Raw genomic sequence first — 16,433 nt, forward strand, 5'->3', positions numbered from 1 at the left:
CCGGGGGGCGCTCAGTAGGTAGGCAGGGAGGGATCGATCTTCCTCGCCCACTCGTTGATGCCGCCCCGGAGGTTCCGGGCTCGCGTGAAGCCGCTCGACACCAGCTGCTCGACGGCGATCGCGCTCCGGTGTCCGGTTCGGCAGTAGACGACCAGCTCTTCACCGGGGTCCAGCTTCCCGACCACCTCGTGAAGCCGGCCCAGAGGGACCAGGTCGGCTCCATACTCTCCGAGGTTGGAAATCTCCCACTCGTATGGCTCCCTCACGTCGAGCAGCGCGGGCGCGTCGCCGGAAGCGAGTCGGCGGCGGAGCTCCTCCACGTCCATTTCCTCCACGGCGTGACGCTCCGGAGGAGCGGGGGCCGGCGACGTGGCCCCGCCGCAGAAGGCTTCGTAGTCGATCGGCCCGGTGATCGAGGGTTCGGGTCCGCAGACCACGCACTCCGGGTCTCGTCGAAGCTCGACCTCCCGGAACTCCATCGGAAGCGTGTCGACCAGGAGAAGCCGTCCGACGAGCGGTCGTCCGATGCCGAGCACCAGCTTGACCGCCTCGGCCCCCTGAATGGAGCCGATCAGGCCGGGAAGCACACCCAGCACGCCGGCTTCCGCGCAGCCGGGAACCGCGTCCGGGGGAGGCGGGTCACGGAACAGGCAGCGGTAGCAGGGACCGTCCGGGTGGGCGAACACCGACGCCTGACCTTCGAATCGAAAGATGGCTCCGTACACGAAGGGGACTCCGAGCAGCACGCAGCAGTCGTTGACCAGGTAACGGGTAGGGAAGTTGTCGCTGCCGTCCACCACGACATCCCAGCCCTCGAGAGTCGAGAGCGCGTTGTGACGATCGAGGCGGAAGGAGAACTCCTCCACGTGCACGTCGGGATTCAGTCGGGCGAGTCGCTGGCGAGCCGAGCCGGTCTTCGGCCTTCCGACGGACCCGGTGTCGTGAAGGACCTGCCGCTGCAGATTGCTGAGCTCGACGACATCTCCGTCCACGATTCCAAGACGCCCGATCCCGGCGGCCGCCAGGTACAGGGCCACGGGAGAGCCGAGCCCTCCGGCTCCGACCACCAGCACGGAGGCGGCCTTCAGGCGGGCCTGCCCTTCCGGGCCGAGCTGCGGCAGGATGATCTGCCGGTGGTAGCGCAGCCTCTCTTCCGGAGACAGCTTCACCGCGACCTCCGCGTCGACCTCGGACCGTCCACCCCGGACCCCGGCCGCGGCCCCACGGGATGCCGGGCGCTACCCACCGGCGACGGATGGGACGATGGTGAGCACCGACCCCGCTTCCAGCGTCCGCCGGTCGGGTCCGATGTGACGAAGCTCCGTGCCATCCAGGAAGATGTTCACGAAACCCCGGATCCGGCCGTCGTCCTCGAACAACCGTCCGGCCAGCAGGGGCTCGGAGTCACGCAGCCGGGCAAGGGCTTCGTCCACCGTCGTGGCGGGCAGGCGGAGGGTCGTGCGGCCCCCGGTAAGCTCGAGCAGGGAGGATGGAACCTCTACCGTGACCCCGACCTCTTCGGGCACCCGGCGGCTCACACGACCGCGGCCATGGAACGGAGAATCCCGGTGTAGTTCTCGCCGATCGACCCGGCGCCGCGGAATACGGAGGAACCGGCCACGAGGACGTCGGCTCCTGCTTCCACGGCGTCGCGGGCGTTCGCCGCCCCGATCCCTCCGTCGACCTCCACGTGAAGCTCCTCGATCCCCATCTCGGCCTGCATGCAGCGCACGCGTCGCACCTTGTCCAGTACCTCCGGTATGAAGGCCTGGCCGCCGAAGCCCGGGTTCACGGTCATGCAGAGCACGAGGTCGATCGCGGGCAGCATCTCGCGCAGCGTCTCCGGTGGGGTGGAGGGATTGAGCGCCACCCCCGCCTTGCATCCGAGGCGCCGGATCTCGTGCAGGTCGCGGTGCAGATGGACGGACACCTCCTGGTGGATCGTGATCAGGTCCGCTCCGGCGGCCGCGAACGGTTCCAGGAAGTCGGCCGGGTTGTCGATCATCAGATGCACGTCCATGAACGAGTTCGACGCTCGGCGAAGCGACTCCAGTACCGGAATGCCGATGGACAGGTTCGGCACGAAGTGCCCGTCCATCACGTCCACGTGGAACCACCGCGCGCCGGCCTCCTCGGCCTCACGCACCTGGTCGCCGAGCCGGGCGTAGTCCGCCGCCAGGATCGACGGGGCGAGAACCGCCGGCGGCATCAGATGACCCCCAGGCGCTTGCCGACGACCTCGAGCGCCCCGAGTGCGCGGTCGAGGTGCGCCGTCTCGTGTGCGGCCGAGACCTGGCATCGGATCCTGGCCTCTCCTTTCGGCACCACCGGGAACCCGAAGCCGATCACGAAGACTCCCTCGTCCAGCAGCTCGCGGCTCATCTTCATGGCGGCGGCCGTCTCTCCGATGACCACCGGGACGATCGGCGTGTCTCCCTCGATCGGCTGAAAGCCGAGGCCGACGAGATGAGTGCGGAAGTACTCCGTATTGTCGCGCAGCTTCCGTACTCTCTCCGGGTGACCCTCGAGATAGTCGATTGCTGCCAGCGCCCCGCAGGCGGAGTGGGGCGGGATGGCGTTCGTGAACAGCTGCGTTCGCGATCGCTGCACCAGGTAGTCGACCACCGGTCGGCTGCTTGCCGTGAAGCCGCCCGCCATGCCGCCGAGTGCCTTGCCGAGCGTGGAGGTGATGATGTCGACTTCTCCGTGCATCCCGAAGTACTCAGGCGTGCCACGTCCCGTGTCGCCGAGGACGCCGGTCCCGTGCGAGTCGTCGACGGCGAGGATCGCGTCGTATCGGTCGCACAGCTCCCGGATCTCCGGCAGGGGGGCGATCTCCCCCTCCATGCTGAACACGCCGTCGGTCATGACGAGGCGGTGCCGCTTGTCCATGGTCCGCTTGAGGGCGTCCTCGAGTGCGTCCATGTCCATGTGGTCGTAAATGATCCTCTCGGCCTTGCAGAGTCGGATCCCGTCGATGATGGAGGCGTGATTCAGGGCATCGCTGATCAGCGCGTCCTCATCCGAGAGCAGGGGGGCGAAAAGGCCCCCGTTGGCGTTCCAGCAGGACGTGTAGGTGATCGATGCCTCGGTCTCCAGGAAGTCGGCGATCCGGTCCTCGAGCTCCCGGTGAATATCCCATGTGCCGCAGATGAACCGGACCGAGGCCGTGCCCGCCCCGTAGCGGGTCGCTCCCTCGCGCACCCCCTGGACGACCTCGGGAACGTCGCAGAGCCCGACATAGTTGTTCGAGCATAGGTTGACCGTCTCGCCGAACTCTTCGAGCTCCACGACGGCCCCCTGCATGCCCATGATGTGGAGGAGCGTCTTGTAGACCCCCTCTTCCTGCATGGCGGCCAGCTCGGCGGCGAGCCGGGTGTTGAAGCTCCGGTTCACGGCGCTCGCGGCGACGTCGGCTTCCCCGTACAAGACCATGGTTGCTCTCCGATGTTCAATCCTGATCCGTGTCGTAGTAGTCTTCCACCCGCTGCTCCGTGACATGAGCCGTGTCGACGAGGATCGCCGGTCGGGAACCGAATGCGCCGCACAGGCTGAATCCGGCGAGGATGCCCGACACGTACACCCGTCGATCTGAATCGATCTCGGCGCGGACGACCTCGGGGGCGCCGCGCAGGACGAACGGCCTCTGGTTACCCACCCACCCCGGGCCGAACAGGAGGCACCCTCCCGCCTCGGTGACGGTCCCCTCGCCCCGGGCCCTCATCGATGCGAACCGGCCCGAATCCACGGCCACGATCGATCCGAACTCGCGGCCATCCGAGACCACCCGGTACCGCCCGGGCGCCCCGATCTCGAGCGGCCTGGCTTCGTAGAACGCCACCGGGCTGTCCGAGCACATGGTGTCGTACACGCTCCTCCGGCCCGACAGCCGGATCGCCTCCTCCGACACCTGCACGATGGCGGTATCCAGCCGGCCGCAGGCGTTCGGGGACACCGGCCCCGCGAACTCGAAGGAAAACGTCTGCCCGACCAGCACCGTGTCGGGGAAGGCGGCCCACGAGATCACCGCTGCGCTCTCGGTCGGCTCGCCGATCCTCCAGCATCCCGTGGCGAGGAGGGCGAGAAGAAGCCAGGTGGACCTTCGACCGAGCATGGGGCGTCCGTTCCCCGCCGGAGGAGACCGTGCCGCGGACGGGGCTCCCCACGTCCGCCGGAGACAGGGGGCCAATCTGTCCCCGCGTCCCGGGGCCGGCAAGCGGGAACCTCGGGCTCTCGGCCGAGTTAGAACAGGTGGGAGGAAACCGCCCCAACCGGCCGATTGCCGGCCGGGTCTCCACCCGGGGAGGGCACGAGCGAAATGAACGAGCCGCGGCCCGAGAGGCCACCGACAGACGACCGGTATCCGACGACGGCGAGTGAGAGCTCCCGCCGGTACCGGCGCCGTGTGCGTGTCGGCCTGTCGGTTTCCATCGCCCTCCACGCTCTCCTGTTCCTCGCCTGGCGCACGGACGTTCAGCCGCTGCCCGGAACGGTCGCGGCCGGACCCCGCATGGGAGACGCCATGGCCGCGGCGGGCGGCGGCATTCTCCAGGCGATCGCCATCGCACCGCCCCGGGAGATCGTCGTGCCGCCACCCCCCGAGAGGGTCCCCGATCTCGATGCGCCGGAGGTCGAGGTGGAGGTTCCGGAGGAGTCGCAGCTCCAGGCCCGATTCGCCGATCTGCGCAGCGGCGTGTCCTTTCCGGGTCCGGGCGAAGGCCCGGGCCGACCCGACGGCACCGGGCTGGGGGACGGCGGCTCCGAATCGGAAGGCCGGTTTCGCGTGACCGCTCCCGAGCCGCGTGTGATCGTGCCCGAGTGGGATCCGCCCGATGAGATCAGGGGAACCACTGTGCAGATCCGGGTTCTCGTCAGTCCGGAGGGGCGCGCCCTCGACGTCGAGCTGAGGCCGATGACATCCAACTCCGGCTTCAATCGCAGGCTGAGGGAAACGTACATGCGCATGGACTACAAGCCCGGTCGCCGCATGGGGCAGCCGATCACCGCACCGGCCGAGATCACGCTCATCTTCTGAAGGAGGCGGTCGCGGGCATCCGACCGCTTCCTCTTCCGGGACGGCACCCCCGGCCCGATCCGACGGCCTGACGGCCTCCTTGTTTCCACCGCACGGCGACGCTCCCTATATTGCGCCGTCCATGTCCTGGCTCAGCGTCTCGTCTCGACGATGGCCCGGCGCGTCGAGGCCGCGTCGGCACAAGCTCGCGGTGCCCATGGTCCTGCTGGCTTTCCCCTTGCTGTGCATCGGGGATCTGCTCGCACAGGAGGTGGGCCGACCGCAGGAGTCTCCCGTCGGCGATTCGCTGGCGGCGGTCCCGGTTCCGGGCCCGGACACGATCCCTTCTCCACAGGTCGTTCCCGAGCGCCTCCCTCTCGGAATGACCACGTTACCCTTCCCGTGGGATACCGGCCTGGAGTCGGTCCTCGAATCGTACGGCCCGGAGCTGGTTCGCTATCCGTGGACGAGTGCCCGTTCCTGGCTGCTCGCCAGGGAGGCGGAGCTCGGTCGGCATCTCGCGGCGAGAGCCGACACCCTCGCGTGGATATGGCTTCCGGTGGACCGGTTTCCGGAGGGATTCAGTCGTCGCCGCTTCCTCCTCGAGGCCTCGACCGGGCCGGATTCGCTGGTTCGCGAAATCGCCGAGGAGCAGCGCATCGACATCCTGCCGGACATGCTCGCTCAGTACGCTGATCTCGAGCTGGAGCTCGACGGCAGCGGTCAGATGAACTCCAGGTGGCAGAGCTACGACCCCTGCACGATCAACATCGGTCAGCAGTGCAATGCGGGAGCCGTGCCGACGATCACTCCGGAGTTCCAGGTCCGGGCGCTGGCCCGGGGTACGATCTCCGAACGGTTTCACATCAACGTGGATTTCGACCAGACGCGCGAGTTCAACGCCACGAACGACCTGAACGTCTACTACGAAGGCAAGTCCGGCGAGATTCTGGAGTTCGCCGAGGTCGGACAGGTCACGCTGCCGCTTCCCCGCTCCCAGTACCTCTCCCGCGGCATTCCGGCCGGGAACTTCGGGTTCCGGGCCGATGCCAGGCTCGGCCCCATGACGCTGCGGGGCGTGCTGGCCGAGCAGGACGGCAACGTGCTCGACCGGGACGTGACCCTCGACGTCGGGGGAACCGAGGGCGAAAGCTCGGTCATCCAGGACTTCGAGGTGGCGCTCGATGATGCGGGCTACCAGACGGGCCAGTTCTTCTTCCTCGTCGACCCCCGGGAGATCGAGGGGTACCCGTACATCGACGTGCTCGCACTGGACGGAACGGAGGTGCCGGACAGCCTGCGCCCGGCCTCCTCGGTCAAGCTGTATCGCCACGAGGTGGCCGTCGGAAGCCAGCAGCAGAATGTCCAGGAAGGGGTGATCCAGGCACGGGGACTGGCGTACCGGTCCCCGCTCGAAGACGATCCTGCCGTTCCCGACAGCGCTCAGTTCCTGGGCTTCTACCGTCCGATGGTCGAAGGGGAGGACTACATCGTCCATCGCAGCGGCCTGTGGGCGGTGGTCCGAAACCGGATTCTCAAGGATGAAGCGCTCGCGGGCACCTACATCGCCGTGAGCGGGGACACGATCGGGAACTTCGACGCCGAGGAGATCTTCCGGGACATCACGAATACCGGGACTGGTGACCTCCCGGTGCTCGAGCTCTACAGGGATCCGGAGACGCATCGCCCCGGGGGTGTGACGTGGGACCGGGAGATGCACAACATCTATCGCATCTCGAGCTCGAACGAAGTGGAGTGGGGCAGCGTCCAGCTGGTCATTTCTCAGGGCCCCGTACAATCCGGCCCGGTGGTCCGGCAAGTCGATGGGATCGAGTACTCGTTTCTCGAGATCTTCGGCCTCGACGACCAGCCGCGCGACGACCACGTGGACGACGGCCGGATCTGGCGCCCCAGCTCCAGCGGGGAGTTCGCCAGCTCCGGCGTGATTTCCGGCGTCTACCTCGTGTTCAACGCTCAGGAGCCCTTCAAGACGCCACCACCGCTGCAGGACAACCGGGTTCCCTCTCTCGAGGGTCAACCGTTCCCGCTCGTCGACACCGACAAGAACTTCGCGATCTACGACGATCCACTGGACCAGAGCCGGGAGACGGCGTTCCTCTATCGACTGAACCTGGAGTACCGGGCCCGCAGCACGGAGGCGCAGAGCACCTTCTCGCTCGGGGCCATCGGCATTCGGCGGGGCAGCGAGCGCGTGACGCTGAACGGACGCGAGCTCGTGGCCGGTCAGGACTACACGATCGACTACGACATCGGGCAGCTGACCCTGCTCCGTCCCGGCGACCTGTTCGCGGGAGCGGCGGATCCCCGCCTGGCCGTGCGATTCGAGCAGAAGCCGCTGTTCCAGGTCGGAACGAAGAGCATTCTGGGGTTCACGGGCGAATACGAGCTCGGCGAGCACGGCAAGATCGGGATGGTGGGACTGTTCCAGAAGGAAGGCACCGTGCTCACCCGACCGGAGATCGGGCTCGAGCCCAGCGCGGTGACGCTCGGCGGTGCCGTGGCGCAGTTCGATTTTCCCTCCCGGGCGCTCGACGACTTCGTCAACAGCCTGCCGGGGATACGGACCGACAGGGAATCGAGAGTGCAGCTGTCCGCCGAGCTCGCGGGGTCGAGCCCGACGACCAATCGAATCGGTACGACCTGGGTGGAGGACTTCGAGGTCGGCGAGGGGCTGCGTCTCGGCCTCGGGACACGCGCCTGGCGATACGGATCGGTACCGACCCGCGCCGACGTCACCGGCGGGTTCCTTCCTCCCACGCTGGACCTCGGAAACCAGCTGAACACGGTGTGGCAGTCCCAGTGGGAGGACCAGAACGGCAACCTGCAGGGATCCCTGCTCGTGAACCAGATCGATCCCCAGCTCACCGTGCTGAACGCGGGGACACGCGAGACCGTGCTGTGGCTCACGGCCACCGATCCACCCGACGGTGGCGGCCCGGGGTGGTCGTCGCTCACCACCGTCCTGTCGCAGACGGGCATCGATCTGACCACGAGCGAGTTCCTGCAGTTCTACGCATCGACGCTGGACAATGTCGATCCGAGCCTCGCGCTCATCGTCGACATCGGTGTGGTCAGCGAAGACGCTCTGGTCGCCGATTCGCTCGGCCAGCCTTCGGGCATCGGAGAGCTCAATCAGGAGGTCGATCCGATCGTCGGCGTGTGGGGCAATCAGGACGATACGGGGCTGTGGGGAACCGGTTGTGTCTCCCAGCCGAACGCGTCGGCCTGGCCGCTCGGCGACGAGCGCGCGAACTGCACGAACAACAACGGACTGGAGGACAGCGAGGATCTCAACCGGGACAACTTCCTGAATACGGATGAGCGCTACATCCGTTTCGTCGTCCCGCTCACGCAGCCGTCCCAATACCTGAACCGCCCGACGAACGGAGAATTCAAGTTCAACCTGTATCGGCTGCCCCTGCAGTTTCCGGATCTCCAGGAGAACACGACCGGAAACGAGCGCCAGAACGTCAAGTACGTGCGGATCACTCTCGCGAGCGCGGTCAATGCGCGGGTGTTGCTGAGCCGGATGCAGTTCACGGGATCGCCGTGGCTGAAGCGAGCGGGAACGGGAAGCGTGCTCGGACCGATCGGTGAACTGCCGGGCACGGCGAGCCAGGTCGCCGTCGGGCCGATCTCTACCGTGGATGCCCGGTACGTGTCACCTCCCGGCATCAACGACCAGGAGGCGGACAAGACGGATGAGCTGCGCCTTTCGACCCAGGCGATCAACGAGCAATCGCTGCAGATCGCCTTTTCCGACATTCCGGTCGGACAGCGGGTGGAGGTCTACCGGAAGTACACCGACAGTCCACGTGATTTTCTTCCGTACGGCCAGTTGCGGGCCTGGAGCCTGGCGCAGGGTGACGATTGGGGGGCGGCAGGCATCCTCCGCTTCTACATTCGCCTCGGGTTCGATCCGAACAACTTCTACATGTACCGGACGACCCTCCGGGATTCGCCGGACAATCCGGAGCGCACGGACTGGCTCCCCGAGGACTTCATCGACTTCGGGCGCCTGCTGGCGCTGCGAGCGGAGGCGGAGCGCCTCATCAACGCGAACGGCTCCAATCTCCCCGGAGACACGACCTTCACTCTCTGGGACGTGGATGTGTTTCCGGATGCGGACAGCACGCTGGCCCTGGTGATCAACGACCGGTCCCGGGCGCCGAACCTGTCCGCCATTCGGGAGATCGCCCTCGGGGTCGAGAACGTGGGCACGGTGGACGCCGGACCCGGCGAGGTGTGGGTGGACGACCTCAGACTCGACGACGCTCCGGATGACAACGGCGTCGCGGCCGTGGCGGATCTCCAGGTGGACATGGCGGACGTGCTCTCCCTGCAGGCAAACGTGAACACGGTCAACCCGTTCTTCCGGCAGCTGGGAGAGAAGCCCAATTTCGTCCAGAACGTCGACTGGGGGACACGGGCCACGCTGCAGTTCGGCAAGTTCCTTCCGGATGCCTGGGGGCTCGCGGTTCCGATCGGCTTCTCGCACAATTCCGACAGCGAAGATCCGTATTTCCTCCCTCAGACCGACGTCCTCAGCGCGCCCCTCGGCGACAGCCTGCGAACGGGCGGATCGTCGGAAACCCGTTGGACCGTCGCCCTCTCGAAGCCGCAGCGCTCCAACAGTCCCCTGCTGCGGGCGACCATCGACGGGATGCGCTTCGGCTACAGCTCGCGGAGCAGCAGCACGACGACGACGCTCAGCGAGGCGCAGGGATCGGGTTGGAGTGGAACGGGAGGCTGGTCGCGGCAGGTGGTGGACAAGTCGTTCCCGCTCATCCCCGGGTTCCTGCGGTCCGCGGTCGACGCTCTGCCGAATTTCATATCCGAGAGCGTCGTGATGCAGAACTTCAAGGACCTGAGATTCCGCTGGACGCCACGCCGGCTGAGCCTCGCGGCGGATCTCAACAAGTCCACCAGCACGCGACGGCGGTTCCAGACGAGCACCTACCAGGCCACCGATGCCCAGGTGACCCCGACCGTGGACCTTCAGTACCTGTTGCGGCCGACCACCGGGTTCACCCTGCAGCCCTTCCCGTCCGTGGTGTGGGGATTCAACTTCCAGTCCACGCGGGATCTCGTGAATCCGGACCTCCGGACGCAGCAGCCCGCGGGCCAGGAAGCCCTCGAGAGCCAGTCCCGGACGTTTCTCGGCTTCGATGTCGGGTGGGAGATGAGCCGCGACGTTCGCACGGACCTGAGCTGGCGTCCCCGGCTGGCCAGCTGGTTCGACACGGACTTCACGCTCGCCACGGCGTATCGGACGAACCGGAACGTCTCCTACCTGCAGAACGTGAACGGGGACACGGCCCTCGTCCGGGATCTCTCGATGCAGCGCGATCTGGGGTTCCAGTTCGACGTGCGTCCGAACCAGTTCCTCACGGCGTTCGGAATCCCGGGAAGCCAGGAGGCCACCGGCCTCACCGCGGGACTGCGGGCGTTCTGGGACCGACTTCTCCCGGTCCGGATCGACTGGAGGAAGGGGCTCACCGCGGCGTACGACCGCCGGCCCCTGGCGCCCAACCTCTGGGACCAGCTCGTCCTGACCGGGTTCCAGGAGATGAGGATCATGGACGCGGATACGGCCTCCGCGGCGGGCGACAATCGCTCCTGGTCCGTGGACGGCGGGTACCAGTTCCCCCTCGGCCTGGACCTGGATGTGGGATACCGCACGAGCGATCGAATCACCTATACGGTGCTCAACGAGCGACGGGTCAACGACCGCGAGTGGCCGTCGCTCGGCTTGCGGTGGCGGGACGTGCCGGTCCCGGGCTTCCTGGACGGGTGGGTGCGGGACATCAACGTGCAGGGCGACTGGCGCACGCAGAACACGACCACGAGCACGACGACGGGACAGAACCGGAGCGCGGAGCAGACCGTGCGTTCCCTGGGCCTCGTGTTCATCCTGACCAGCGGGTTCAACCTGACCTATGACGTCGGCAACACGGCTTCGGAGCGCCTCGATGCGACCGGTCTCAGCCAGTCCAACCGGACGTCCCATTCGGTGCGGCTTTCGGGCTTCCTGCCTCCTCCGGGGTTCATCTCCTTCGTCAAGAACGACCTCCGCGTGTCACTCGACTACTCGTTCAACGGAAACGCGGACTGCAGAGCACTCGGCGGATCGGGCACGGGCCAGGTGGACCAGGCACTCCTGGACGATTGCACCACCCACACCGACCAGACGACCCAGAACGTGACCTTCGCCCTCGACACGGACTTCACGGGCTATTCGCTCGGAGTGCAATTCTCGTGGGCGGGAAGGGGCAGCCAGGTGGGCCGGCGTCAGACATCCAACCAGTTCAATTTCAATATCTTCGGACGCTTCTACTTCCGTGCGGCCGAGGGCTAGACCCAGTTCAACCGCTGAGCGATTGACCCTCCGTTGAGAGCGGCCGCCATCTCCCTTCGAGAGGAGGGTGGATGGCGTACTTCAACGCAACCGAGGCGCGTTCCCTGTTGCTCGCCACCGGGCTTCTGCTCCTGGGCGCGGCGGTCCGCCTGGGGCTCGGTCCGGAGGCGGATGACTTCTCGTGGATGGAGGCCGACGGGGCGCCGGCTCGCCCGAGGATCGATCTCTCGTCGACGCTCGCGACGGTGTCCGGCGGGGTGGTCGAGGAGGAGGCCGCGAGCGTCCCGCTGGGCCCGAACGAGCGGATCGATCCGAACACCGCTCCGGCCGCTCAGCTGCGCCGGCTCCCCGGAATCGGGCCGTCGAGGGCGCGAGCCATCCTCGAAGCGAGGAGGCGGGGGGACGTGTACCGCCGGCCGGAGGACCTGTTGCGCGTATCCGGGATCGGTCCCCGCACCCTGGAGGCCCTGGTCCCGCACCTCGACCTCGCCCGCGCCACCTCGCGGCTGGATCGGGCCACCCCGGATGGGGGGCGCCCGGTCGTGAACGTCAATCGGGCACAAATCAAGGAACTGGAGCAAATCACGGGGATCGGACCGGCCCTGGCCGGCCGGATCGTGGCCACGCGCCAGCGGCTGGGCGCCTTCGAGGAACCCGAGGATCTGCTTCGAGTGCCGGGTATCGGCCCCGCCGTACTGCGTCGAATCCGCCCACAAGTCCGATTCTGACCCGAAAACCCGGCCTTGCCGAGAACCAGCCGGCCGGTTCCACGGGCTCACCGGGTGTGGCACAGGGCCCACACCGGGCACGGCGCTTGCTCGAATCCCGACGCTGCGGGCTTGCGTGCCCGTCACGAAACAGAGGCCGGCCCGGCCCCGAAGAGCCGGTATCAACTGGATAGAATCCGACATCCGGTGGAGCGAGATGGCGTCAACTTCACTCGAACAGAGCCAGATCGGAGAGCTGCTGCTGCGCGAGAACCTGATCACGCGCGATCAGCTCGACAAGGCTTTGAAGGAACAGCAGCAGGGTGGAACCCGGCTCGGGTTTTCGCTGGTCTCCAGCGGAGCGGTGTCCGAGACCGAGCTGACTCGCCTGCTGTCCCGCCAGTATCGGGTGCCTGCCGTAGACCTGTCCGAGGTGGAGGTGGACAGCAAGATCCTCCAGCTCGTACCCGCCGACTTCGCGGCCAAGCACCTGGTCCTGCCCCTTCGCCGAGTCGGTCGCACGCTGACGGTCGCCATGGTCAATCCGACCGACCTCAGCGTGGTCGACGACCTGAAGTTCATCACCCGCTTCGACGTCGACGCGGTGGTGGCCGGTGAGTATTCGCTGCGAATGGCCATCGACAAGTACTACGAGGTCGCCACCGATCGGCTGGGAGATCTTCTCGAAGAGCTCGAGGAACAGGATGTCGAGGTCGTGGAGGAGGAAGAAGAGGTCTACTCCACCACGCAGCTGCAGGCCCAGGTGGAGGAGGCGCCGGTCGTCCGCCTGATCAACGGCTTCCTGACCGATGCCGTGCGGCGTGGCGCATCCGACATTCACATCGAGCCCTACGAGAAGGACCTCCGGGTCCGGTACCGGATCGATGGGGCGCTTCAGGAGATCATGAAGCCGCCGATTCGAATGAAGGCAGCGCTGATCTCGCGAGTGAAGATCCTGGCGGACCTCAACATCGCCGAGCGTCGCGTGCCCCAGGACGGCCGCATCAAGATCAAGATCGGGCGGAAGGTGATCGACTTTCGTGTCTCCACGCTTCCGACCCTGTTCGGCGAGAAGATCGTGCTCCGGATCCTGGACAAGGGAAACCTCACTCTCGATCTCGAGAAATTCGGGATGGAGCAGAAGGCCGAGGCCGACTTCCTCGAGGCCATCTCGAAGCCGTACGGGATGGTTCTCGTGACGGGCCCGACCGGGTCGGGTAAGACGACCACCCTGTACAGCGCGCTCAGCAGGATCAACACGGACGAAGTCAACATCATGACGGCCGAGGACCCGGTCGAGTACAACCTGCACGGGATCAATCAGGTGCAGGTGCGCAACGAAATCGGGATGACCTTCGCGGCCGCGCTGAAGGCCTTCCTCCGACAGGACCCCAACATCGTGATGGTGGGTGAGATCCGGGACCTGGAAACGGGAGGCATCGCCGTCAAGGCGGCGCTCACGGGACACCTCGTCCTGTCGACGCTTCACACGAACGACGCGGCCTCGACGATCACCCGAATGATCGACATGGGGATCGAGCCGTTCAACGTGGCCTCGGCCCTCAACTGCATCACGGCCCAGCGGCTGGTGCGCCGGATCTGCTCCAACTGCCGGACCGAGGCCACCTACCTGCCGGAGGTCCTGCAGGCCGCGCGACTGACGGCGGAACAGACCGCTTCCATGACGTTCTTCCGCGGCGAGGGGTGCGATGCCTGCAACGGTTCCGGCTACGCAGGCCGACAGGGTCTGTACGAGGTCATGCCCATGACCCCCGAACTGCGAAGGCTGATCCTGCAGGGTTCATCGACGGATGAGTTGAAGAAGACCGCCATCTCGGAGGGAATGATCACGCTCCGTGAAGATGGCCTGGTGAAGGTCCGGAAGGGAATCACGACGCTGGAGGAAGTGATCAAGGAAACCGCCGCGTGACCCGGAGACCGGGTGCACGGACGAACGGAAGAGGAATCAGATGAGCGAATCAGCACCGGGAACGCTTCGCGCACTTCTCGAGGAGATGATCGACAAGGGGGCTTCCGACCTTCACCTGTCGGCGGGGGAGGTGCCCAAGCTTCGCGTCGACGGGCGTCTCGAGGACAGCAGCTACGGAACGCAGCTCGGGCCCAGAGATACGCAGGCGCTGGCCTACTCGATTCTCACCGAGCAGCAGAAGAAGCGGTTCGAGCAGGAAGATGAGCTGGACCTCTCCTTCTCGGTGCAGAACCTGTCTCGCTTCCGCGGTAACGTGTTCCGGCAGCGCGGTACCGTGGCCATGGCCATCCGCCAGATCCCGTTCGAGATCCTCTCGTTCCAGGAGCTCGGCCTGCCCGCGGTGATCGCCAAGCTGGCCGAGAAGCCCCGAGGCCTCGTGCTCGTCACCGGTCCGACCGGGTCCGGTAAGTCGACGACCCTGGCCGCCATGATCGACAAGATCAACCGGGAGAGATCCGGGCACATCGTCACGGTCGAGGACCCGATCGAGTTCGTTCACAAGCACAAGCGCTGCCTCGTCAATCAGCGCGAGGTCGGGAGCGACACGGGCTCGTTCGAGAACGCTCTGAAATACGTGCTACGGCAGGACCCGGACGTGATCCTGGTCGGCGAGATGCGGGACCTGGAGACGGTGAAGGCCGCCCTCACGATCGCCGAGACCGGACACCTCGCGCTCGCGACGCTGCACACCAATTCCGCGGCCGAGTCCATCAACCGCGTCATCGACGTGTTCCCGGCGCATCAGCAGGACCAGGTCCGAGCCCAGCTGTCATTCGTCCTCGAGGGGGTCGTCACGCAGACGCTGCTCCCGCGTCGCATCGGGCGGGGCCGAGTGGTCGCCTGCGAGGTCATGGTGGCGACGCCCGCGATCCGTGCCCTGATCCGCGACGAGAAGGTCCATCAGATCTACTCGGCCATGCAGGCCGGTAAGAAGTTCGGGATGCAGACCCTGAACGATGCCCTCTACTCCCTGTACATGCGCGACGAGGTCGCTCTCGACGAGCTCATGCGCGTGAGCTCCGATCCCACGGAGCTCAAGCGCATGATCGGCGAGGTCGAGCCCGCCGCCGTCTGAGACCCGAAGGAGCGATCGGAGCCATGCCAGTCTGGTCATACAGCGCGAGAACCGTATCCGGCGATCTCAAGCGTGCGGAGTACGATGCGGCGACCCGCGAGGAGGTGATCGCCCACCTTCGGCGTCAGCGTCTCATCCCCGTCTCGATCCGGGAGAAGCCGAAGGGCATCAAGGTGCCGGGTGGCGGGAAGGTCAAGACCCGCGACGTGGTCATCATGACCCGGCAGTTCGCGACCATGATCAACGCCGGCCTTCCGCTGGTGCAGGCCCTCGACATCCTCGCCAAGCAGTCGGACAACAAGGCGATGCAGTCCTCCCTTCAGGAAGTCCTCCACGACGTGGAGTCCGGGAAGACGCTCGCCGACGCGATGCGGGACCACACGAAGGTCTTCAGTCCGCTGTACGTGAACATGGTCGCGGCGGGCGAGACCGGCGGTATCCTCGACACGATCCTCCTCAGGCTGGCCGTGTTCCTCGAGAAGGCCGAGGCCCTGACGCGCAAGATCAAGGGCGCCATGATCTACCCGGCCGTGATCGGCGTCGTGGCGCTTACGGCCATCGTCGTACTTCTCCTCTTCGTGATCCCCACGTTCCAGCAGATGTTCGAGAGCTTCGACCAGGCCCTGCCGCTTCCCACGCGGGTCGTCATCATGGCCTCGGACACGCTCCAGTCGTACTGGTGGGCCCTCGGCGGCGGGGTGGCCGGCGGCGTGTTTCTGTTCCGCCGGTGGATCGCTACGCCATCCGGGCGTCTGGCCTGGGACCGGTTCGTGCTCCGCCTTCCGATCTTCGGAAACCTCGCCCGGAAGGGAAGTGTCGCCCGGTTCACCCGCACCCTGGGAACGCTGTTGAGCTCCGGCGTCACGATTCTCGACGGTCTCGAGATCACGGCCCGGACGTCCGGAAACCGGGTCATCCACGATGCGATCATGGACAGCCGGAACTCGATCGCGGGCGGCGAGTCGATCTCTGAGCCGCTCAAGGTTTCCGGGGTCTTTCCTCCCATGGTCACCCAGATGATCAACGTCGGAGAGGAAACCGGTGACCTCGACGGCATGCTCACGAAGATCGCCGATTTCTACGACGAGGAAGTCGACGCGGCCGTCGAGTCGCTGCTCAAGGCGATGGAGCCCTTGATGATCGTGATCCTCGGTACGGTCGTCGGCGGCATGATCGTCGCGATGTACCTTCCGATCTTCGGGATCATCAATACGATGCAGTGACCGGCGGCCCCCGGCCGTCGTTCTCTCGACCCGTCCGCACGGAGG

Annotated in this window: 11 protein-coding genes; 6 read left to right on the top strand and 5 right to left on the bottom strand. The window is 66.4% G+C overall.

The genetic code is table 11. From position 1 onward, the window contains the following. Nucleotides 1-11 precede the first annotated feature (11 nt). The 5 genes from moeB to AC36XV_RS04415 all read right to left on the bottom strand — a co-directional run bounded on the left by moeB (nucleotide 12) and on the right by AC36XV_RS04415 (nucleotide 4,114). On the bottom strand, nucleotides 12-1,169 hold the full coding sequence (moeB, locus tag AC36XV_RS04395) for a molybdopterin-synthase adenylyltransferase MoeB (protein ID WP_492202462.1): 1,158 nt from the start codon (nucleotides 1,167-1,169) through the stop codon (nucleotides 12-14). Nucleotides 1,170-1,238: 69 nt separating this feature from the next. Then, nucleotides 1,239-1,538 carry a MoaD/ThiS family protein gene (locus AC36XV_RS04400; RefSeq protein WP_492202463.1) on the bottom strand — a complete coding sequence of 100 codons (300 nt, stop codon included), beginning with the start codon at nucleotides 1,536-1,538 and terminating at the stop codon, nucleotides 1,239-1,241. Further along, the gene (rpe, locus tag AC36XV_RS04405; RefSeq protein ID WP_492202464.1) at nucleotides 1,535-2,209 is read right to left on the bottom strand and encodes a ribulose-phosphate 3-epimerase; all 675 of its coding nucleotides are present in this window, start codon (nucleotides 2,207-2,209) and stop codon (nucleotides 1,535-1,537) included. The genes AC36XV_RS04400 and rpe overlap by 4 nt, the downstream gene beginning before the upstream one ends. Continuing rightward, complete coding sequence (locus AC36XV_RS04410) at nucleotides 2,209-3,396, bottom strand: glycine C-acetyltransferase (protein ID WP_492202524.1); 1,188 nt, start codon at nucleotides 3,394-3,396, stop codon at nucleotides 2,209-2,211. The genes rpe and AC36XV_RS04410 overlap by 1 nt, the downstream gene beginning before the upstream one ends. Before the next feature lie 55 nt (nucleotides 3,397-3,451). After that, nucleotides 3,452-4,114, bottom strand: a complete 663-nt coding sequence (locus AC36XV_RS04415) for a hypothetical protein (RefSeq protein ID WP_492202465.1) — start codon at nucleotides 4,112-4,114, stop codon at nucleotides 3,452-3,454. Between the two features lie 204 nt (nucleotides 4,115-4,318). On the opposite strand from AC36XV_RS04415, the gene AC36XV_RS04420 reads away from it, so the two are divergent. The 6 genes from AC36XV_RS04420 (at nucleotide 4,319) to AC36XV_RS04445 (ending at nucleotide 16,388) form a co-directional block, all read left to right on the top strand. Continuing rightward, complete coding sequence (locus AC36XV_RS04420; RefSeq protein ID WP_492202466.1) at nucleotides 4,319-5,035, top strand: energy transducer TonB; 717 nt, start codon at nucleotides 4,319-4,321, stop codon at nucleotides 5,033-5,035. A gap of 196 nt (nucleotides 5,036-5,231) precedes the next feature. Next, on the top strand, nucleotides 5,232-11,393 hold the full coding sequence (sov, locus tag AC36XV_RS04425) for a T9SS outer membrane translocon Sov/SprA (protein WP_492202467.1): 6,162 nt from the start codon (nucleotides 5,232-5,234) through the stop codon (nucleotides 11,391-11,393). Between the two features lie 71 nt (nucleotides 11,394-11,464). Then, nucleotides 11,465-12,121, top strand: coding sequence for a ComEA family DNA-binding protein (locus tag AC36XV_RS04430; protein WP_492202468.1), 657 nt, complete (start codon nucleotides 11,465-11,467; stop codon nucleotides 12,119-12,121). Nucleotides 12,122-12,317: 196 nt separating this feature from the next. Continuing rightward, on the top strand, nucleotides 12,318-14,030 hold the full coding sequence (gene pilB, locus AC36XV_RS04435) for a type IV-A pilus assembly ATPase PilB (RefSeq protein ID WP_492202469.1): 1,713 nt from the start codon (nucleotides 12,318-12,320) through the stop codon (nucleotides 14,028-14,030). Nucleotides 14,031-14,070: 40 nt separating this feature from the next. Next, a complete protein-coding gene (locus AC36XV_RS04440) occupies nucleotides 14,071-15,165 on the top strand; it encodes a type IV pilus twitching motility protein PilT (RefSeq protein ID WP_492202470.1) in 1,095 nt (364 codons plus the stop codon). Between the two features lie 23 nt (nucleotides 15,166-15,188). Then, nucleotides 15,189-16,388, top strand: a complete 1,200-nt coding sequence (locus AC36XV_RS04445) for a type II secretion system F family protein (protein ID WP_492202471.1) — start codon at nucleotides 15,189-15,191, stop codon at nucleotides 16,386-16,388. The last annotated feature ends 45 nt before the right edge of the window (nucleotides 16,389-16,433 follow it).

Source organism: Candidatus Benthicola sp. (assembly GCF_058719085.1).